Source organism: Salinivibrio sp. ML290 (genome assembly GCF_001995695.1).
Classification (GTDB): Bacteria; Pseudomonadota; Gammaproteobacteria; order Enterobacterales; family Vibrionaceae; genus Salinivibrio; species Salinivibrio siamensis.
Window position 1 is genome coordinate 56,263 of sequence record NZ_MUEY01000017.1, and the last position, 20,388, is coordinate 76,650.

Genomic DNA, 20,388 nt, shown 5'->3' on the forward strand with positions numbered 1-20,388 from the left:
AGATGGGCATGGTACTGTCTATTAACCACTCTTCTTTTCATTTCGATGAGCGTACAGGCTCAAACACTGCGTCTGACATCGGGTGAATATGCCCCCTTTATTACTCAGACTGTGCCTGATGGAGGCCCGATCACTGAAATCGTGATGCAGGCGGCGCAAGAGGCAGACATCGCGGTATCACTAGGTTATTTCCCATGGCATCAGTCGATGAATCTCGCTCAAACCGGCGAATGGGACGGCACCATAGGCTGGGCCTACACACAAGAACGTGCGAATAACTTCATCTATTCGGACCCAATTTATACCGAAAGCGTTGGCTTTTTCTACCTTACCGAACGCGAGTTTGATTGGCAGTCCCCACAAGATCTAGATGGCTTTGCCATCGGGGTGACCAAAGGCTTTATTGACGTTAAGACACTGACTGAACTGCAAAAGTCAGGCGTCGACGTTAAAATCCAAGAATTCCTTGATGAAAAATCAAAAATCGATGCGCTACTCGCTCAGCAAATCGACTTGGCGTTAGGCAACATAGACGTACTCAAAAGGGTGATCGCACAAGAGGTGGCCCCTAGCCAAAAACAAAACGTTGCCCATCATCCGCGACCAATAAGAATTACCCCGCTGTACGTTTTATTTAGCCGGCAAACAAAGCAAAGCTATGATCAGGCAGAGCGCTTTAACAAAGCATTACGGCGACTCAAAGCGGATGGGCGGTATCAAATGATCTGGAGTCATTTTCGCCACGCCCACTACAATCATTAGGCCTTGGCCGTAACGACGTTTTATATCTTGGAGGTGTTATGCGGCGAATACTGCTCGTGACCCTGCTCCTTTATTTACCTTCCATCGCCGCCGCACAGGTTCAGCTAAAATTGTTGGCAGGCGATTACCCCCCTTTCCTCTCAGATCGCTTAGCGCATCAAGGGGTGATTGCCTATATCGTTAAAGAGGCAGGGAAGCGACAAGGGCTAGAGATAGAGATCGCGTTTACACTTTGGCAGCAAGCAAAAATGAAGGCGCAAGAAGGCGCGGTTCATGGGACCGTTGGCTGGGGCTACACCCCAAAACGTGAAAATGACTTTGTTTACTCTGCTCCCATTTATACCGAAACCGTGGTGTTTTTTCATCTCAAAAACCGACACTTTGATTGGCAGTCGTTAGCCAGCCTAAACGGCTTACGCGTCGGGATCAGCGAGAGCTATATAGAAGATGCCATGCTGGCAAACTTTAATCAGCAAGGTGGCGACGTGGTGATACGCCGCTATCCTAACGAAGTCGAGAAGCTGCGCAGCTTACTCACTGGCGAAACCGATGTGATTATTGGTAACCAATATGTAGTGATGGATATCCTACGCACTGTGATGCCTGATGACACGCGTCAGCACATCACTTTTCACCCTACCCCTCTGCGTGTCACCCCCCTCCATGTTCTACTGAGTCGCCAGCATCCTGAGAGCACACGCTGGGTAGAACGCTTAAACCGTGGTATTCATCAACTCAAAAGCAGTGGCGATTACCAAAGAGCATGGAGTGCGTTTCGTATGGGCGAATTTGGCTTACGCGCCCTTCCTCCAGAGTAAAGCAGACTCAGCCAGCCTGCTCGCGACGCTGATCAGCAGCGATTAGCTTTTGTAAAATGCGCGAGACAGCGACAAAACCAAAACTCGCGGTCACCATGGTTGCCGCCCCAAAACCACTGGCACAGTCCATGCGTTTGGGTCCCTCGGCTGACACTTTGCTTTCACACACACTGCCATCAGGCTGAGGGTATTTGAGCTGCTCGGTGGAATACACGCAATCAATGCCAAACTTACGTCCCTGGGTTTTCGTGAAGCCATGAAAACGACGAAGGTTGTTACGTAGCTTCGCCGCGAGCGGGTCTTGAATCGTTTTAGTCAAATCCGCCACTTGGATCTGGGTAGGGTCGATCTGTCCACCCGCACCACCCACGGTAATGACTTTGATTTTGTGCCGCTTGCAGTGAGCCAATAGAGCCGTTTTGGGCTTGATGCTATCGATCGCATCAAGCACATAATCAAAGCGCTTGTCGATGTACTCAGCAATATTATCCGGCGAGATAAAGTCATCAATCACAGTCACTTGGCATTCTGGATTGATCGCCGCGACACGCTCGGCCATCACCTCGCTTTTACTTTGTCCAATGGTCTCTTTCAGTGCATGAATTTGACGATTGGTGTTGGTGACACACACATCATCCATATCAATTAATGTCATTGCCCCCACACCGGTTCGCGCTAACGATTCTGCCGCCCACGAGCCAACACCACCAATGCCAATCACACAGATGTGGCTTTGACTAAATACTTCGAGCGCACGCTGGCCGTAGAGCCTTGCGGTGCCTCCAAAACGTTGCCAATAGGCATCTGATAACTGGCTTGTCATACCCGTCTCTTTGTTCATCAAACCGAGGGGCGTTATACCGACTTGCTCGATAATTGTCTAGCGGGATCCCGCGCAAAGCGGTCACAAAGCCAATGCACAACTTGGCTAACGCCTGCAGCGCGCTGCTTGTAGCTTGCACTGTAGAGGTAATAACCATAGCCGCTATCAATACCTAGCCCCAAAGGATTCACGACTTTTCCTTGCCGTAGACTGGTTGTCGCCATAAAGGTAGGAATTAATGCCATCCCCATGCCTTGCTGCACCCCCTCCAATGCCATAAAAAAGTGCTCAAACCCCGCGCCATAATGCGGGTTGCTATCCGTTAAGCCAAATTGCTGCCAAAAATGTTCCCACAGTGTCGGCCTGGTCAGGTGAGAAAGCACCGGCACCGTAGCAAGTAGCGCCGCACGCTCAATAGGCTGAGGGACAATAGCGGCAGCGGCTAATAAAGATAGGTGTTCATTAGCCAGACAGGTTGACTGGGAGCCTGCTTGTTGATGTGGCTGGCAACGGATGAGGATATCAACCTCTTTTTCTTTCCCCTGCGGGATAGAATCACTCGCGCTGACCGTCACCGATACCGACGGATAACGAGCTTTAAAGTCTTGTAGTTGCGGGATTAACCACAGACTGGCAAAAGATGGCGGCACCAGCAAGCTGACCGACTCTTGCTGGACACTCTGTTGACGTGCGTAAGCCGTCGCGTTGGCTATTTCATGGATCCCTGAGGAGACTGATTGAAGATAAGTCTCTCCAATGGCATTGAGCACCACCCCATACGCGGTCCGCGCAAACAAGGGTTGTCCAATCCACTGCTCTAGCTGTTGGATTTGTTTACTGATAGTACTTTGACTGACATGCAATACCTTAGCCGCTTCCGAAAAGCTGCCTTGTTGGGCGACCACTACAAACGCTTGTAACGCTCGCATCGATGGCAAACGCGCTTCCATTCCCATTCCTTTTTTTCATACCTGGTGAAAATATATCCTTTGTCGCGCAAAATACAATCGGTTCATACTCATGTGCAAACGTCACTATGAGGCAATCGTATGAGCCACGTATTTCATCGCCACTGTCATCAAGATCTTCCTACTATCGCAAGCGGTCACGGCATGTATCTGACTGACACGCAGGGAAAGCGCTACCTAGATGCATGTGGCGGTGCCGCGGTATCTTGCCTTGGTCATCATCATCCTGCGGTATTGGATGCGATTCGCGCCCAACTCGAGGCTATTCCCTATGCGCATACTGGCTTTTTTACCTCCGAGACCAGTGAAGCACTGGCCGACATACTCACTGACTTAGCACCGGCGACGATCAATCATGCCTACTTGGTCAGTGGCGGATCAGAGGCGATGGAAGCGGCATTAAAACTGGCACGTCAATATTGGGTTGAAGTTGGCCAGCCGCAGCGCCAACACTTTATTGCCAGACGCCAAAGCTACCACGGCAACACACTTGGCGCGCTGTCCGTGGGAGGTAACGCTTGGCGTCGGGCGCCCTTTGCACCTTTATTAATGGATACCAGTCTGATTGCTCCCTGTTACGCCTATCGCGATCAGCGTCCCGATGAGACCGCTTACGAATATGGTCAGCGGGTGGCCAACGAGCTTGAAGCCATGCTGTTAGAAAAAGGTCCTGAGAATGTCATCGGGTTTGTGGCTGAGCCTGTCGTTGGCGCGACAGCTGGCGCATTGACGGCCGAAGCAGGCTACTTTACGCGTATTCGTGAGATCTGCGACCAATACAATATTTTGCTGATCCTTGATGAAGTAATGTGCGGTACGGGACGCACTGGGCGCTTTTTCGCCTTTGAGCATGAACATATCGTTCCAGATATAGTGGCTATCGCCAAAGGGCTAGCCGCCGGTTATCAGCCTATTGGCGCGACGCTTGTGGCTGACCCTATCTACAACGCGATCGCTAACGGCTCGGGCTTTTTCCAACATGGCCACACCTTTATGGCACACCCTACTGCCTGTGCTGCAGGGCTCGCCACATTAAAAGCAATCCAGCAAGATAGTCTAATAGACGCCGCCGGCCAGCAGGGAGAGGCGTTAAAAGCCACCCTCACTCATCATTTTCATTCCCATCCTTTTGTCGGCGACATTCGTGGCCGAGGACTCTTTCTCGCGCTTGAGTTGGTGGCAGATAAAGCGTCAAAGCAGCCTTTTTCGTCTACATTGCCGCTAGCGAAACAAATCAAACAAACTGCGCTGGAAAACGGCCTGATGTGCTATCCCATGGGCGGCACCATTGATGGCAAACAAGGGCACCATATTTTATTGGCGCCTCCCTACATCATTAAACAGCCACACATTGATGAGATAGCCGAAAAACTAAGGATAACCTTAGACACCTGTTTGCCACACTAAGCAGTCTGTCTTGCTCTCAACCCAGGCTTAAGGAGAAAAGATGACCGATACACGCACCATCATGGTTGCCCCCAATGGCGCGCGGCTGCAGCCTTCCCAGCATCATGCCGTCCCCATTGATACGCCATCACTGATTAACTGCCTGCAAGCATGCGCTGACGCCGGTGCCGCCATGGCGCACATTCATGCACGAGATGAGTCTGGCGCGCATAGTTTGGACCCCATTCTCAATCATCGGCTTTATCAGCAAGTCCAAGATGCGGTCGGTGATCGCATGGTCATTCAACTCACGACCGAAGCCGTGGGTCGCTATCGCCCCTCAGAGCAAATCGCGTTAGTGAAAGCCGTTAAGCCTGAGGCCGTCTCCATTGCGCTAAGAGAGCTGGTACCTGATCCCTCCGAAACCACCGAGGCCAGAACATTTTTTGCGTGGCTACATCACCATGCTGTTTACACGCAGTTTATTCTCTATCACCCCCAAGATGTGGCGCGCTATCGTCAGCTACGTCACTCCGGCATTATCCCGCCAAAGGGGCACCATTTACTGTTCGTCGCAGGCCGGGATCAAAGCCCCCCATTTGGCTACCCAGAAGACATCATCGCCATGTGGCAAGCGCTCCCCGACCATGACAACCTGCGATGGTCAGCCTGTGCATTTGGCCACCATGAGATCCGCTGTCTAACGACCGCCGCGCTCCTGGGAGGAGACATACGAATCGGCTTTGAAAACAACACCCAACGCGTTGATCAACGCCAGGCCATAGATAACGCAGCTCAGATCACAGATTTACGCAACACACTGGAAAAGCTGGGATATTGTACTAAACCTGTACAAGCACTAAGGCAAACCATGACCCAATCGTTTTAACCCAATACAATTGCTTGCAAATATTGTTAAAAGATTGAAAAAATAGCGCGGTGACACTTTTTTGTCATATTGTCATTGAGTGTTATACAACTTCGAGGGTGCGCCCGGATAGCAACCTCTAACTTAAAAAGGAATCTTAAGCATGAAAGCGATGAAACCTACCCTGATTGCGCTCGGCTTTTCTGCCGCACTAGGAACCGCGGCAAGCGCGCAAGCGAACCAGTTTGTGACCATTGGTACTGGCGGTGTGACTGGTGTTTATTACCCAACAGGTGGCGCTATTTGCCGTCTCGTCAATAAGAGCAAAGATGACCACGGCATCCGCTGCTCGGTAGAGAGTACAGGCGGTTCAATCTACAACATCAACACCATTCGTGCTGGCGAGCTCGATATGGGTATCGCCCAATCTGACTGGCAGTACCATGCTTACAAAGGCACCAGCAAATTTAAAGATCAGGGCGAATTCAAAGAGCTTCGCGCCGTTTTCTCTATTCATCCAGAACCGTTTACCGTGGTAGCACGTGCCGATGCGGGCGTAAAAACCTTTGATGATCTGGAAGGCAAGCGCGTTAACATTGGTAACCCTGGCTCGGGCCAACGTGGCACTATCGAAGTATTGATGGATCAAATGGGCTGGGATATGGACAAGTTCGGCCAAATTTCTGAGCTAAAAGCGGCCGAGCAATCCAAAGCGCTGTGTGATAACAAAATTGATGCCATGGTGTACACCGTGGGTCACCCAAGTGGTGCTATCCAAGAAGCGACTACCGCATGTGACAGCGTATTGGTTGAAGTCGCGAACGATGCAGCTAAACAGCTGATTGAAGATCGTGACTATTACCGCCAAGCCACTATCCCTGGCGGTATGTACCGCGGTAACGACAACGACGTCACCACGTTTGGTGTGGGTGCGACGTTCGTTTCTTCCACACAAGTTCCAGAAGACGTTATCTACAACGTGGTTAAAGCGGTATTTGAAAACTTTGATGACTTCCGCCGTCTCCACCCAGCGTTCGCTAACCTGAAGAAAGAAGAAATGGTACAAGACGGCCTGTCTGCACCACTTCACCCAGGTGCAGCGCGTTACTACCGTGAAGCCGGGTTGATTGAATAATCAAACCCCGCTTACCAAAAAGCGAGCGTTAGACGCTCGCTTTTTTATTTTCTAAGGGCCTCACCTAACCCGTTATTATGGCTGGCTCACCATTTGTGGCGCTAAGGCGTCCAGTTTCCAAACCCGACCAAAGTGCTTGTAGTGCCCGGCTTGCTCGCCTGCTTTACGGCCCATACCATGATACAAGTCCAGATGATTCTCTTTCACCGCGCCACCGGTATCTAATGCCATCAGAAGCTTTAATACATGCTCGCCCGTCCATTTGCCTTGCTCATCCAACTGAGGCACTTCAGCCAGTAACACAGTGCCCATGGGTAAATAACGTCTATCCGCCGCCACTGACGCCCCGGCTTTCAATGGAATACCTGCCGTACCACTGACAGGATCAGCTGCCTTAGGGGTAAAGAAAACATAAGAGGGATTTTGCTCGAGTAATTCACGCACTTCATCTTTACTGTGGGCAGCCACCCACTCTTGGATCGCTTTCAGCGACATTTCTTCGCGCGGCACTTCCCCCCTCTCGATCAGTACTTTTCCAATGCTGACATAAGGGTGACCATTCTTGCCACCGTAGGCAAAATACTCCAGTTGGTCGTTATCGCCAAAATGCACAAAGCCGCTGCCTTGTACTTCCATAATAAAACTATCGATAAGGGAGGCGCTGTAGCCCAGCTCTAAGCCCTGCCCATCCAACGCCCCAGCATAGATAGCAGCACGGTCTGGACAGTCCTCACCACAAGGGGGCTTGGCGTAGACAGGATAGCGGAACAGGGCATCCGGTTGGTGACGCATCTCTATCACAGGAGAAAAATAACCGGTAAACATCACATTACCAAAATCATCTCCCCCTGCCATTTGGTTCACCCCTAAGCCATAATCCGCAAGTGCCTCAATCTCGCCTCCCGCGTCCAACCAGGCTTGCAAACGCTGATAAACCGCTTGATGCTCCGCCACTAACGAGGGTGAGTTGGCAGTCACCTCCGCTAATTGCTCATTGAATAAACTAAAGTCTCGCGGGCTTTCAGAGACCACTTGTGGTACCGGGGTGAGTATCGATTCAAATCGCCCATCCACATATTGTTGGCCCCGGTCAGTGGGACGCATACACCCTGCGAGTGCCGCCACACACGCCATCACGACTAACGCTTTTTTCACACCATATTCCAATCAGTGAGTTAATAGCGCTAAGGCTCGCAAAAACCGCCCCGCTTCGCAATCAGTTCTCAATGTTAAGTTTGTAACTGTCTGCAAACCAATACAGATTTATTGTGACCCTATTCAGCTTACTCCCTTTACCAAGGCGACATTCATCAAAGTGTCATATAATTATTATGTACTGTCCTTGCAACAAAACTGCATAGAAAGTGCAACATAAAGGAGTAAAGCAGCGATGGATTTAAAAGTTGGGCGTTCAACGCTACTTGATAGTGATGCAGTGGAGTACCAATGGATCCGGATGATGGCCAGCGAAGGCTGCACACGCCAAGTGATTAATGCCAGTATTCAGCGTTGTCTGGGTGGTGATGCGCAAACCGCCGATCTCTTGCGAAAGGTGGCGACGAAACAGTGCTCGGTCAACGAGCTGCTCACCACGTTGGAATCACAGCACTACTGATCCAGGTCGCATTGGGGATAACACTTCCTCTTATGAGCGTTTATCTTTAGCAAAAAAAGATGTGTAGTGAGCAGGTTCAATACGCTCGAGCGTCTTTGCGTCTTCAACCCGGTACAGGTAGGTTTCCGTTCCTATCGTGTATTTAAGCTGATCACCATCAAACTGGTACTCAGTGGTGGCGCGACTCCCATTGGTGTAGACACCATCAGGACGTATTTCAAATCGGTCGGCTGCATAAGGAGCCACATCTTGTTCTACCCATTCGCCATAAAGCTGTTTGTCTGTCATATGTGGCGCAAACAGCTCTGGGCGGGTGGCCACGGTAAAACTCACCCAGCCCAGTACGAGAACAATCACCAGCATGATAAATTGTTTGGTTAACCGCACGCTACAACCTCACTTATTGGTTTTATTGTGATTTTAACGAACTAACTGACCCACATTGATAAACCACTTGCGAATCTTGAGAGATAGTTCCCAAACATTGCGCGAATAATGATAAACGTAGTGCAAAAAACATCACGATGCAGAGTACATCCTTGCCTCTCCTCTGCAATTATCTACTTGCTTGGGGGTTGACACACACCGAACAAAAAGAATAAAAAGGCAATATTAGTGAATAATTAAACGGATGAGCGCGTGAAAATAAGAAGTACCGCCCTGGTTAAAGGATTTCGCCAATCGGCGCCGTATGTCAATGCTCACCGAGATAAAACCGCGGTGATCATGCTTGGCGGCGAGGCCATGGCGGATGAGAACTTTCAGAATATCGTCAATGATATCGCGCTACTCAATAGCCTAGGCATGAAGCTGGTCTTGGTCTTCGGCGCCCGCCCGCAAATCAATCGCACCTTAAATCAGTACGGCCTGGAAACACCATATCACAAAGGAATACGCATCACCGACAGCCACGCGCTTGAAGTGGTCAAACAAGCCGCCGGCCAAGTGCAGCTCGACATTACGGCGCGTTTATCCATGGGACTCAACAATACGCCCATGGCGGGCGCTCAAATTAATGTGATCAGTGGCAATTTTGTCATCGCGCAACCGTTGGGCGTCGATGAAGGGATTGATTACTGCCATAGTGGCAAAATTCGCCGCATCGACATTGACGGCATTCAGCGCCAGCTTGATCAAAACGCGATCGTACTGATGGGGCCGGTTGCCAGCTCAGTGACGGGGGAATGCTTTAACCTCACCTCCGAAGAAGTGGCGACTCAAGTCGCGATTCGGTTACGCGCAGACAAATTGATTGGTTTTTGCTCCGAGCAAGGGGTCTTAAACCAAGACAATGAGGTGATTTCTGAGTTACTGCCCACCCAAGCCCAGCCACTTCTAGAAGCGAGAGAAGCCGCTGGCGATACTGGCTCTGGCACCAGTCGCTTTTTACGAGGCGCGATTGCCGCGTGTCGCGCGGGAGTCACCCGCAGTCATTTGATCAGCTACAAAAAAGACGGCGCCTTGATCCAAGAGCTGTTCTCGATTGAAGGGATCGGCACCCAGATCGTGATGGAGCGTGCCGAAAAAGTGCGCCAAGCCCAGATTGACGATATCGGTGGGATCTTGGATTTGATCCGCCCGTTGGAGCAACAAGGGATCCTAGTGCGCCGCTCGCGAGAACAATTGGAGCAAGAAATCCCCCGCTTTACCATCATCGAACGGGATGGATTAGTGATAGGCTGCGCTGCCCTCTACCCATTTAGTGAAGCGCGCACCGGCGAGATGGCGTGCGTCGCCATTCATCCGGATTATCGTGATGGCGACCGCGGCGTCATGCTGCTCAATCACCTCAAGCAACGTGCCAAAGCCAAAGGGCTCGAAACTATTTTTGTGCTCACCACCCACAGTTTGCATTGGTTTTTGGAACAAGGCTTTTTGCTCTCTGATGTGTCAGCACTCCCCAACACTCGCCAAGAGCTGTACAACTATCAGCGTCGCTCTAAGGTGCTGACTTTAGCGCTTTAGCGGGTTTCGCCACGCTCAAGGGGCCAACAAGGCATCCGGCAAGCCACTATAACGGGCGGTGCGTGCGCCCACACCGTGGCGCAGCACCGGCCAAGACGCGTAAAGATCAAGCTGGCGCTTCGCCCGCGTCATGCCGGTGTAAATCAGCTCGCGGGTTACCACTGGTGAAATGGTGGGCGGACACACCAGCACTGTGTGCGCAAACTCCGAGCCCTGTGATTTATGCACCGTCATCGCAAACGCGGTTTGATGGGCAGGCAGACGGCTGGCAAGCAAATAGCGCACCTCGCCATCGTGGGTTTCAAACGCCACACGCGTGATCCCTTCATGCTGCACCGCAATCCCAATATCACCGTTATACAACCCCAGAGCATGATCGTTTTGCAAAATCATGATTGGTCGGCCGTGATACCAGGTGTCACGCTCTTTGGCGATCAGCCCTGCCGACGCCAAGTGCTGCTCAATGGCTTGGTTGAGCCCAGCGACGCCAAACGGACCTTCAGTCAATGCGCATAACAATCGAAATTGGCTAAAAGCACTCAGCACATCCACCATTGATGACGGGTTTTCGAGCCTCGCATTATCGAGTGTCGTTAAGTAATCGCGATATCCTGCCACCGCTTGTTGCATCAGGGCCTGATAACTGTCATCACTCAACACATGGTGGGTAATATCGCCATAGCCGCGTTTTAACACCGCCCCCACCTCGGTCATCTCTCCTCGGTTCACCGCAAAGGCGAGCTGGCCAATGCCGGATTGGGCATCAAAACGATAACTTTTGCGCAGCAAACACAAGGCACTGGCAATCGCTGGCGCATGTGGGTTTTCGGGTACGTCAAAGCCTGTTAACTGGCTTAAACGCGCCGCCTGCGCCGCTGGATAGCCCGCCTCGGCGTACTGACAAATATCCCCTAGCACCGCCCCCGCTTCCACAGAGGCAAGCTGATCTTTATCCCCCAGCAAAATAATGCGTGTTGAGGGCGCCAAGGCATCGAACAGCTGTGCCATCAAGGGCAAGTCCACCATCGAGGCTTCATCAACAATCAACACATCCGCATGCACGGGGTTATTTTTATGATGGCGAAACGCGACTCGCTGCGGAATCGCCCCTAATAATCGGTGAATGGTACTGGCTTGGGTCGGCAGCGCCGCTTTTACGTCATGATCAACAGGCAAGGCGGCAATCGCCCGTCCTAGAGATTCAGTCAATCGGTTAGCCGCTTTACCGGTCGGAGCGACCAGTTTGATAGTGAGCGCTGCAGACGTTGCGCGTTCAGCGTGGTGCGACGCCACCAGCGCCGCCAACAAACGGGCAACAGTGGTGGTTTTACCCGTGCCCGGTCCTCCCGAAATCACCGCAAACGGCTGGGTCAACGCGGTGGCTGCCGCCACTTTTTGCCAATCAATCTCCGCCTGTGAGGCGGCAAATAAGCTATCTAGGGTTTGTCTGGCCTCATCCGGTACCGATAGCGCCGTGAGGCGCTGGCGAATATGCCCCGCCACTTGCTGCTCTGCATGCCAGTAGCGATGCAAATACAATCGGTGTCCGGCAAGCACCAAGGGCGTTGCCTGCATCCCATCGGACACGACTGAGGCCTGCGCCAATTGCTCGCTTGGCGCTTGGCTATCAATATGTTCCAGCAAGGGCTGCCACGCGACATCATTAGGCGGCTGCCACTGGTGAAAATCAAGGCAGACATGGCCTTTGCCCACTTCACGGCTCAGCAGCGCCGCCCATACTGTGATAGCGGCCTTGTCTAACTGAGTTTCTTCTTCACCCATCAAACAAGCAAATTGCACATCAATCGCCCGCAATTCCCCGCGCTGGTAAAGTGCCATTAATGCTTGCTTCATACCGACTCTCCAGCAAAGAGGTTGTCCAAGGCGTCAATCAGTGCCTTATCGGGACGGTGCGCGAATACGCCGGTCTCGCCGCTATCGCTGGCGCCCCGTAAAAAGAAATAAAACACGCCCCCCACATGGGTGTCGTAGTCATAATCTGGGATCCGCTGGCGCAAAAAGCGGTGCAACGCCAAGGTATAGATCTGGTACTGAAAGTCGTATCGGTGCGCGATCATCGCCTCTTTGAGCGCCTCAGGATGGTAATCGGCCACGCTATCCCCCAAATGGTTCGACTTCCAATCCAGCACGTAATACTTGCCATCGGCGCGGAAGGTTAAATCGATAAAGCCTTTTAGCATCCCGCGCGCCGTGTCAAAGGTGAGCTGGCCAGCGCGGGCAGACAATGCATCATACCGTGCGGCGAGTCGGTTCAGTCGCTGGCAGTCCAGTGCGGCCAAAGGCATCACGAACTCCATCTCCGTTAATCGACTGGCATTATCAATTTGGTTGAGCATCAACCCGTGCTCATTGAGCGGGTGTTTCAATACCTGTGTCATCCACTGCTGCAATATCGGGCACCACTGTGGGTCATAGTTTTCCAAGCTAAGATGATGGGTAATAAGCTCAGCGATTTCTTCACTCATCAAATCGGCGGTAAAGTCCACTTCTTCAAATAGGGTGTGTAAAAAGGTACCGGCTCGTGCGCCTTTGGGAAACGCAAAAACCGACCAAGGATCCACCGCCACATCCGCCGTCTCCTCGTCAGCGAGATCATCGTCCGCGTCCAAGTCATAACTGGCCAATGTTGGCAAGGCACTGATGTGATGGCTTTGTTTTAGCAGCCCTGAGTAACTGGTTAAGCGCCACTGACGGTCAATCTTGCCGCCAAACTGACGCGCGCTTAGCGCCTCATGCGTGCCCGTTTGAGGGGCATAACGGCTATCATCCGGCTCAGGCGGGGCGACCACAGCCACCGCATCGCTCGCGCTTGCTAATCCAGCCAAACTCTCGGCCAGCAGGCTAGCATCACCGGCTTCTCCATGCTGGAGCAAATAACCGAGGGCCGTTAGGTGCAAGGCCGAGTCTTTTTGCCGACTGTTACCTTGTTTAAGAGGTGCACAGCCGATAAAACACCCATACACGGCACGGGTCACCGCCACGTACAGCAAGCGGATATCTTCAGCCAGCCGCTCTTTTTCAGCCCGCTCTTTGCCTTCATCGACATTATCCAGCGCCAGCACTGGCTGATACTGTTCATCGTGATAAAACGGTTGGCTGCTTTCGCGATACTGACAAGCAAACGGCAAGTAAACCAGATCGTATTCCAAGCCTTTCGATTTATGGATGGTGACGATTTGCACCAAATCACGCTCCGACTCCAACCGCACCTGCTGCTCTTCCGATTGTTGAGCGGGCTCGGCCATTCGCTCTTGTAGCCAGCGGATCAGCGCGTGTGGGTTGTCCAATTGCTGGCTGGCACTTTGCAGCAACTCCGCGATATGCAAAAAGTCGGTCACACAGCGCTCGCCTTGCGGCATCGCCAACCAGTTTTCTGCCACTTGGCGGGCACTGGCGACTTGGCGAAGCATCGGCATCACGCCACGGCGCTGCCAAGTGTCACGGTAATGGCTAAAGGCCACCACCTCTTGCTCCCACAAGGCTTCGTCTTGATTGAGTAACGCCAGCTGCTCGGCAGTCAGGCCAAATAAAGGGCTGGCTAGCGCCGCCCGCAACTTACGCTCGTTTTCAGGCTGCATGACCGCCACTAAAATGCGTTCAATATCACTGGCGACGGGGCTGGCGAACACGTTATCACGGTTAGAAAGATACACAGACGCCACGCCTTTTTCGGCCAGCGCTTGCTTGACCAGCTGTGCCTCGCGTCCGGTGCGCACCAACACAGCGATATTGTGCGGCTGAATGTCGGCTTGGCCGGAAGGCGTTTGTAGATAACTATTGCCCGCCACCGATTGATTGAGCACTTGCGTTATATGCTGTGCGGTACTCACCGCTAAGGTCTGTTCAAAATCTTGCTTGCCACACAATTCATCCGGGCTGTGATGCCAAAAGGTGAGCGCGGGCTGCTCGTTTCCCTCCACCACCAGCGCTTTTTGTTTGGCGCTAGGCGAAGAGGCCACCGCTAAAAAGGGAATGCTGTCTTGATAAACGAACGGCGCCTTAGCGCGTGAGAACAAGGCATTGACCCCGCGCACCATACCATCTGTCGAGCGCCAGTTAGTGGCAAGGTTATAGTGATCACTCACCTGCGCACGGGCATGAATATAGGTGAAGATATCGGCGCCACGAAAGGCATAAATCGCCTGCTTAGGGTCGCCAATCATCATTAAACCGGTGCGCTCATCCTCTTCCCCTGTGTCTGTCTCGGCGTCTGCGAATACAGGGGCATCGTCCGCCACTGGCGGCTGATAGACAGTGCTAAAAATCTGATATTGCAGCGGGTCGGTGTCTTGGAATTCATCAATCATTGCCACCGGATATAAGCTGCGAATACGCGCCGCCAACTGGCCTTGGCTATCTTGGTCAAGTGCGCTGGCAAGTTGAGAAAGGAGATCGTCAAATGAGATCCACCCTTGGCGACGTTTTTCTTGGCGGAGCAGCTGCCGCACGTCTTTAATCGCCAGTGCGGTCAATCCCGGTTTTAACGTCGGCGGCTGATCAACCAATGCCTGAATCTGCTCAAATAGCGCTAGGCTCGGTGGCTCAGCTTTACTCTTGGCCGCCAACGTCTGTTGAGCGAATTTTTCCAACTTGTCGGGCAACTGGTAATCAAGCGTCTCGGCATTGGCCCATTGTTCCATCGCATTCAGCCAGTTCGCCAGATGGTCTTTGCGATAACTGCGGCCATCGAGCTTGGCGGCGCTGAGCTGGTCGGTGATTTGCTCCCCCGCCTCGCGCCATGCGCGCTTCACCGCATCAATCTTGGCAATCGCCGCTTGGTGTGCCGCCATGAGATCTTCGCCGAGCTCAGGCGCCTTGACCGTGACAGCTGGTCCGGATAAATAGGGCGCAATCTCTTTTAATAAGGCCTCCGGTGCGGGCCAGTAGCTGCTCACCACACCGGCTAACGATTTAGGCAACGGATAAAAACGACGACGCCAAAAATCGGCCGCCGCGCGCGCTTTAATTTGTCGCTCGTCGGTGACAAATTCATGACTGAACAGGCTGCCCGATTCAAACGCATTTTGGGTCAGCATCCGCTGACAAAAACCGTGAATAGTATAGATAGCCGCTTCGTCCATCTGACGCTCGGCCTCTAACAGTCGCTGCGCCGCGGTTTTATGATCGCTTACCTCTGCCAGCAAAGGGCCAATGATAGGGTCGTCACTCTCACCGCGCATAAAGGCAAAACGCGCCTCATGAATGCGGCGCCGAATACGGTCTTTTAGCTCTTGGGTTGCCGCTTCGGTAAACGTCACTACCAGTATTTGCTCTACCCGACACGGCGCTGCGCGGCCATGCCCAAGCAACAATCGCAGGTACAAGCCAGCAATGGTAAACGTCTTGCCGGTGCCAGCGGAGGCTTCGATTAATCGGACGCCATCAAGTGGCAAGGTGAGCGGGTTGAGGATCTGCGGTTCCATATCATTATTTCATCGCCTAGTCTGCCCGCTATTGTAGCAACCCCTTGGGGGAAAACATATTCAGGCCGAGACAACCGTGCTGAGCTCGCTAAGATTTTCCTGCCCGACTCATTGACTTTTATTCATGCTTACACCTCTCAAATGATATTAATACTCATTATCATGACTTGATATTTAGTTTTAATTCTATTAATAATGGACTGCTTATAACTATCACTCATATAAAACTCATACAGGGAGTATCACCATGCCACTCATCCACCGACTCTCGGTGCGTAATAAGCTCTTACTTTTAGTTGGCTTAGCCGTATTAAGTCTCGTCAGTTTGGCCGCTTACCTTTCTTTTTCCCATTTTGAGGCCATCAAGCAAGAGCGCATCGCCCAGATGCACAAAAAGGTCGATATGGCATGGCACTATCTTGATGCTATGCGCCGACAATACCCCAACCAAGACACGCCCCCCGAATCCGTTCTTCATGCTGTCAGCGCACTTAAATATGGCCAAACCGGCTACTTTTTTATCGTCGATCGCAATAATATGATGATTGCTGGTGCCGAAAGTGCAGTAGGCAAAAACACGCGGCAAATTGTTGATGCCGATGGCCAATCGATTTTACCCGCTCTGACCCAGGCCGCTAATCAAGCTAATGGGGGGATCGCGCGGTATACATTTCAAAAGCCCGGTAGTCATCAAGCGGTAGAAAAGCTCAGTGTGGTGAAGCGTTTTGGTCCTTGGGATTTGATGGTAGGTTCAGGGTTCTACTTGGATGACCTACGCGCACAGGCGTGGCAGCAAGCGCTCAACGCAGCAGGAGTGACAGCTCTGATTAGCGCGGTGATGATTGTACTTGCCAGTGCCCTTTCCCGAGCGATGCTGACACCGCTCATGGCGCTGCGCCATGTCATATCCTCACTCGCTGAGGGCGATCTTACTCAACGCGCGACCGTGTATGGTCGCGATGAGATTAGCGACATGAGTCAGCATACCAACCAAGCTTTGGATGCGCTGCAGCGGCTGATCTCGCAGGTAGATACCAATGTAAGCGAGCAGCATCAAGGTAGTGAAGAAGTCGCAAGCCTGGCTGCCAGCACCGCTCGTGCGGTTGAAGAACAAAATCGCACTCTCGACTCTGTGGCAAGTGCCGTCGAAGAGCTTTCTACCGCCGTACGTGACGTGCAATACCTTACCGAGTCAAATGCTTCTCAAACCGATAGCGCGACACAGCTCATCAACGATGTCGATGGCAGTTTGCAACGCGCTACCAGCGCGATGGAAACCGTGCAGCAACGCGTCGACGATACGTCTGAGATCTTACGTGAACTCGCCGACTCCACCCAACAAATCAGTGATGTGACTACCGTCATTAACACCATTTCCGAGCAAACCAACCTACTTGCCCTTAACGCAGCGATTGAGGCAGCACGAGCGGGTGAAGCGGGACGTGGATTTGCAGTGGTTGCCGATGAGGTTCGCCAATTAGCGCAATCCACGCAAGAGTCGACCACACGCATCAGTGATATTGTCGGCACGCTGCAAGCTCGGGCCGACAATGCAGTCAGCAGCATGGCGGATGGTCAACAACAAACACAAACATGTGTCAATGACGCACAAGCGGCGCGTCGTGATATGGCCGCGTTGCAAACTCAGGTTCAAGAACTCGCCGCTTTGAATGGCCAAGTGGCGACTTCAACCACTCAGCAAGCGGCTGCCGCCGAGGAAGTGGCCAAGAACCTAGCAGCTATCACCGAAGTGTCTCATCAAAATGCCCAAGCCAGCGATGATACCCGTGAACTGACCGATAAAGCACTGTCACTCAGCCAGCGTGTAAAGCAAGGTCTCTCGCTATTTTCACACTGATAAAGCCCTAACAGTGAAAGGATCACCAAGACGACTTGGTGGCTCCTTGACGGTGAGCGATGACTCCCTAAAAAGCGAACATTAAAAAGGCCAGCATGGCTGGCCTTGGTTCATTGATTGAGACGTAACGCTTACGACTGAAGCCAAACTGGGTTGGTCCATGCCGTGCTGCCGTCTTTGTCTTCCACTTCTAGGTTGATCCAACCTTCTGCATCCGCAGGAATAGGCAGTGATAGCTCAAGGCGCTGTGTACTCTCTTCGGGGTTAATGGTGATGCTGTTTAGCACCTCACCACCTTGACCGATTAAGCGCACTTCTTTGAGACCATCAGCGGCGACTACATTGATATCCCATTTATCACCAGCCTTGGCGGTTTCACCAAACATGATGTTTTGTGGGTACAGAATGGGCCCCTGAGTGGCATAGCCGTGACCTGCTTTCAACGCTTTGGCAAAGGCAAGAGGCGTTAGCTCACCATCAACATTGGCCATCATACGAATACGACCGGTAAGCTGGTTCCACGCATCATGAGTATCGGTACCGGCTGTGAGGTACATGGCTTCGCCTTGATCCCAAAGCTTGTGCGCTTTTTCAAGGGTCGGCTCGTTATCGACACGTGCGTTGAGCTCCATCAGGTCGAAACGATCGGTCTTACCACCCGGCACCGCATCCTTAGCGATATTGGTGAAGTAGCCATAATCGTTATATGGGTGGTTCATCGGCACCACTTCTGCGCCCATCTCATGCGCAGCATCAATCAAGGTGTGCACGTCATCAGTACCCGGATCGACCGTCAGCGCGGCGCCATTGTCGATGGGGAATGGGTTCATGTGTCCCCACGATGGCGAGATCTCAATCGATGGAATGAAAGGTACGCCACGTTTTGCTGATAGGTCAGCAAACACTTTGTGATTAATGGTGGAGTCATGATCACTGATAAAGGTCAGATCCAAGTCAGTTGCCAACTGAGCACGCACCACGATTTCTGGAGGTGTTACCCCTTCCAGCACATTGCCGTGGTGGTGCAAGTCAGCGCCATACCAATGGTTACGGTTAGGGAAAGTCACCTGAGGCACTTTCACCACTTGTTGGTTGGTTTTGCCCGACTCGAGCGTTACATCCAAAGTTTGTGATTCTGCAGTAAAGCCCGCACCGGCGTTAATGCCTAACTTGTATTCACCCGGTGCCAGTTTTAGCTCGGCATGGCCGGCAGGCAGCAAATCAGTGAAGAAGGTACGCTTACCCAAAAATTCAACCGGTGGCGCTTGGCCTTCAATGATAGTCACACGCGCGTCTTTGGCTACACCAGAGGCCGCTTCTTCCACGTTAAGTGCAAGCGTCGCTGGGCTTTTCAGCGATGTGAAATCCAGTGTTTGTTCACTATCGGCACTGACGGTAATAGATTGCGGTTGGCTGTTCGCATGTCCTGTTGCCGTGCCATACACTTGGTACTTACCTTCTGGCAATGCCATGTTGTATTGACCCTCTTTGGCAAGGGTCCACGCGTAAGGGTGACCGTCTTTTTCAATCATCACAATCGCATCGGCTGGCACGTTACCGTTGTCGGCGCGCAATTGGCCGCTAATGGTGCCCGTCGCTTCGCCATGACGCTCAGCTTCGGCTTTAACAATCGGTGCCATATCGCCGTTTGGAACAACCTGCAGCTTTGAGTCAAAGGTACGGGTTTCACCGGCTTTAAGCGTGTGGCCCAAATACATGTCGCGGCCATTGTATTTGATGCGATCAAAGTAAGGCGCATGCAACGCAAACGCCCAATCTCGGTCATACGCGACCATGCGATCGGCAAGGGCGTTATCCGCCATCGCTTCTTCATTGCCTTCAAGGCCCGGCACTGCGAACTGATAACCCGTATCCGGCCAAATCGTGTGGCCTGATTCCAGCTCAAGATCGTCTTCGCCTTGGTTGGTCATCACGGTTTTCAGCCCAATCGAATCAGAGCCTGATTCCAAGGTATACCAAGTGGTAATGTCGACCTTGTCGAAGTTACGGCTCACTTTGATCACCGCTTTTTCATCGCTGTCTTCCACAATCTCAATCGACTTACGCTCGTTCGGCCAAGCCGACCAGCTGTTGGGGATGAAATCTGCAAAAGCGACTCGGTCTAGATCAATTTTGCCATTTTTCACCGCCGCGAGATCCACCAAGGTGCCACGTGGCACACCCCACGGTGGCGCAGACTCAACCGCCAATGCAAACGCGACATGCTCGTTTTTTACGGTGATGTCTTGGGCGTGCGTTGCCTCGCCGTCGGGAATCGCCGTTTTACCCTGTGTAATGCTGACGTCGGCATGCGCTGAGGCACCCAACAAAAGGCCAGAGACTAAGGTTGCCACTGCGCTTTTTGAGAATTTATGCATGAAGGCACTTCCTTTTTTTCATGGTTTGTTATGTGAATTTTCGATGACATTGTGCGTTAAGTTAATTACACGTTCAAATAAAAAACATCGTAAAAACCCTACAAAACCACACATTTAATACGTCCACTAACAAATTAAAAAACCACAAGATACTGATATTGGTATAAATTTTTCTGAAACCCACCATTCAAATGATCGTTTAAAAAATATTTAGACCCCAAATAGATTGACCCCTAATGAGGCGCAAGTCGCGCAATCTTTGACCAACAAATTGATAACAATTGTCGCACTAAACGCCGACGTATTGACGCACCTCCTGCTCACTCTTTAATGATATTTAGCGCGCACATTTAGATATTTACTCAACT

Annotated in this window: 15 protein-coding genes; 8 read left to right on the forward strand and 7 right to left on the reverse strand. The window is 52.0% G+C overall.

The window, feature by feature from the left end; all coding sequences use genetic code 11:
• Positions 1-45: 45 nt before the first annotated feature.
• Both BZG23_RS13975 and BZG23_RS13980 read left to right on the forward strand, forming a co-directional pair.
• Positions 46-762 (forward strand): substrate-binding periplasmic protein, encoded by a 717-nt coding sequence (locus BZG23_RS13975; RefSeq protein ID WP_158010031.1) that lies wholly within the window; start codon positions 46-48, stop codon positions 760-762.
• A 38-nt stretch (positions 763-800) separates the two neighbouring features.
• Positions 801-1,580, forward strand: coding sequence for a substrate-binding periplasmic protein (locus BZG23_RS13980; RefSeq protein WP_046074150.1), 780 nt, complete (start codon positions 801-803; stop codon positions 1,578-1,580).
• Between the two features lie 7 nt (positions 1,581-1,587).
• Here the strand turns inward: BZG23_RS13980 and tcdA are convergent, their stop codons facing one another.
• Both tcdA and BZG23_RS13990 read right to left on the reverse strand, forming a co-directional pair.
• Positions 1,588-2,403: a tRNA cyclic N6-threonylcarbamoyladenosine(37) synthase TcdA gene (tcdA, locus tag BZG23_RS13985; RefSeq protein WP_077607295.1), complete on the reverse strand. Its 816-nt coding sequence runs from the start codon at positions 2,401-2,403 to the stop codon at positions 1,588-1,590.
• Positions 2,404-2,435: 32 nt separating this feature from the next.
• Positions 2,436-3,353 (reverse strand): LysR substrate-binding domain-containing protein, encoded by a 918-nt coding sequence (locus tag BZG23_RS13990; protein ID WP_198532186.1) that lies wholly within the window; start codon positions 3,351-3,353, stop codon positions 2,436-2,438.
• Positions 3,354-3,452: 99 nt separating this feature from the next.
• Here BZG23_RS13990 and BZG23_RS13995 point away from each other — a divergent pair, with 99 nt between their 5' ends.
• The 3 genes from BZG23_RS13995 (at position 3,453) to BZG23_RS14005 (ending at position 6,760) form a co-directional block, all read left to right on the forward strand.
• Positions 3,453-4,778 (forward strand): aspartate aminotransferase family protein, encoded by a 1,326-nt coding sequence (locus BZG23_RS13995; protein WP_077607297.1) that lies wholly within the window; start codon positions 3,453-3,455, stop codon positions 4,776-4,778.
• A gap of 40 nt (positions 4,779-4,818) precedes the next feature.
• Complete coding sequence (locus BZG23_RS14000; protein WP_077578900.1) at positions 4,819-5,646, forward strand: 3-keto-5-aminohexanoate cleavage protein; 828 nt, start codon at positions 4,819-4,821, stop codon at positions 5,644-5,646.
• 142 nt (positions 5,647-5,788) lie between these two features.
• Positions 5,789-6,760, forward strand: coding sequence for a TAXI family TRAP transporter solute-binding subunit (locus BZG23_RS14005; protein WP_046074145.1), 972 nt, complete (start codon positions 5,789-5,791; stop codon positions 6,758-6,760).
• Positions 6,761-6,835: 75 nt separating this feature from the next.
• Here the strand turns inward: BZG23_RS14005 and mltA are convergent, their stop codons facing one another.
• Positions 6,836-7,915, reverse strand: coding sequence for a murein transglycosylase A (gene mltA / locus BZG23_RS14010; RefSeq protein ID WP_077578901.1), 1,080 nt, complete (start codon positions 7,913-7,915; stop codon positions 6,836-6,838).
• 235 nt (positions 7,916-8,150) lie between these two features.
• Between mltA and BZG23_RS14015 the strand changes: the two genes are divergently transcribed.
• The gene (locus tag BZG23_RS14015; RefSeq protein ID WP_046074144.1) at positions 8,151-8,375 is read left to right on the forward strand and encodes a hypothetical protein; all 225 of its coding nucleotides are present in this window, start codon (positions 8,151-8,153) and stop codon (positions 8,373-8,375) included.
• A gap of 30 nt (positions 8,376-8,405) precedes the next feature.
• Here the strand turns inward: BZG23_RS14015 and BZG23_RS14020 are convergent, their stop codons facing one another.
• Positions 8,406-8,762: a DUF2850 domain-containing protein gene (locus BZG23_RS14020; RefSeq protein WP_046074143.1), complete on the reverse strand. Its 357-nt coding sequence runs from the start codon at positions 8,760-8,762 to the stop codon at positions 8,406-8,408.
• Positions 8,763-9,014: 252 nt separating this feature from the next.
• Here BZG23_RS14020 and argA point away from each other — a divergent pair, with 252 nt between their 5' ends.
• A complete protein-coding gene (gene argA / locus BZG23_RS14025) occupies positions 9,015-10,340 on the forward strand; it encodes an amino-acid N-acetyltransferase (RefSeq protein ID WP_046074142.1) in 1,326 nt (441 codons plus the stop codon).
• 15 nt (positions 10,341-10,355) lie between these two features.
• Here argA and recD read toward each other — a convergent pair whose 3' ends face one another.
• Both recD and recB read right to left on the reverse strand, forming a co-directional pair.
• Positions 10,356-12,194 (reverse strand): exodeoxyribonuclease V subunit alpha, encoded by a 1,839-nt coding sequence (recD, locus tag BZG23_RS14030; RefSeq protein WP_077607298.1) that lies wholly within the window; start codon positions 12,192-12,194, stop codon positions 10,356-10,358.
• Positions 12,191-15,784 carry an exodeoxyribonuclease V subunit beta gene (recB, locus tag BZG23_RS14035; protein ID WP_077607299.1) on the reverse strand — a complete coding sequence of 1,198 codons (3,594 nt, stop codon included), beginning with the start codon at positions 15,782-15,784 and terminating at the stop codon, positions 12,191-12,193. Before recB ends, recD begins: the two co-directional genes overlap by 4 nt.
• Before the next feature lie 247 nt (positions 15,785-16,031).
• On the opposite strand from recB, the gene BZG23_RS14040 reads away from it, so the two are divergent.
• Positions 16,032-17,642, forward strand: a complete 1,611-nt coding sequence (locus BZG23_RS14040) for a methyl-accepting chemotaxis protein (RefSeq protein ID WP_077607300.1) — start codon at positions 16,032-16,034, stop codon at positions 17,640-17,642.
• Positions 17,643-17,773: 131 nt separating this feature from the next.
• Here BZG23_RS14040 and BZG23_RS14045 read toward each other — a convergent pair whose 3' ends face one another.
• Positions 17,774-20,020, reverse strand: a complete 2,247-nt coding sequence (locus BZG23_RS14045; protein ID WP_077607301.1) for a CehA/McbA family metallohydrolase — start codon at positions 20,018-20,020, stop codon at positions 17,774-17,776.
• Between the last annotated feature and the right edge of the window lie 368 nt (positions 20,021-20,388).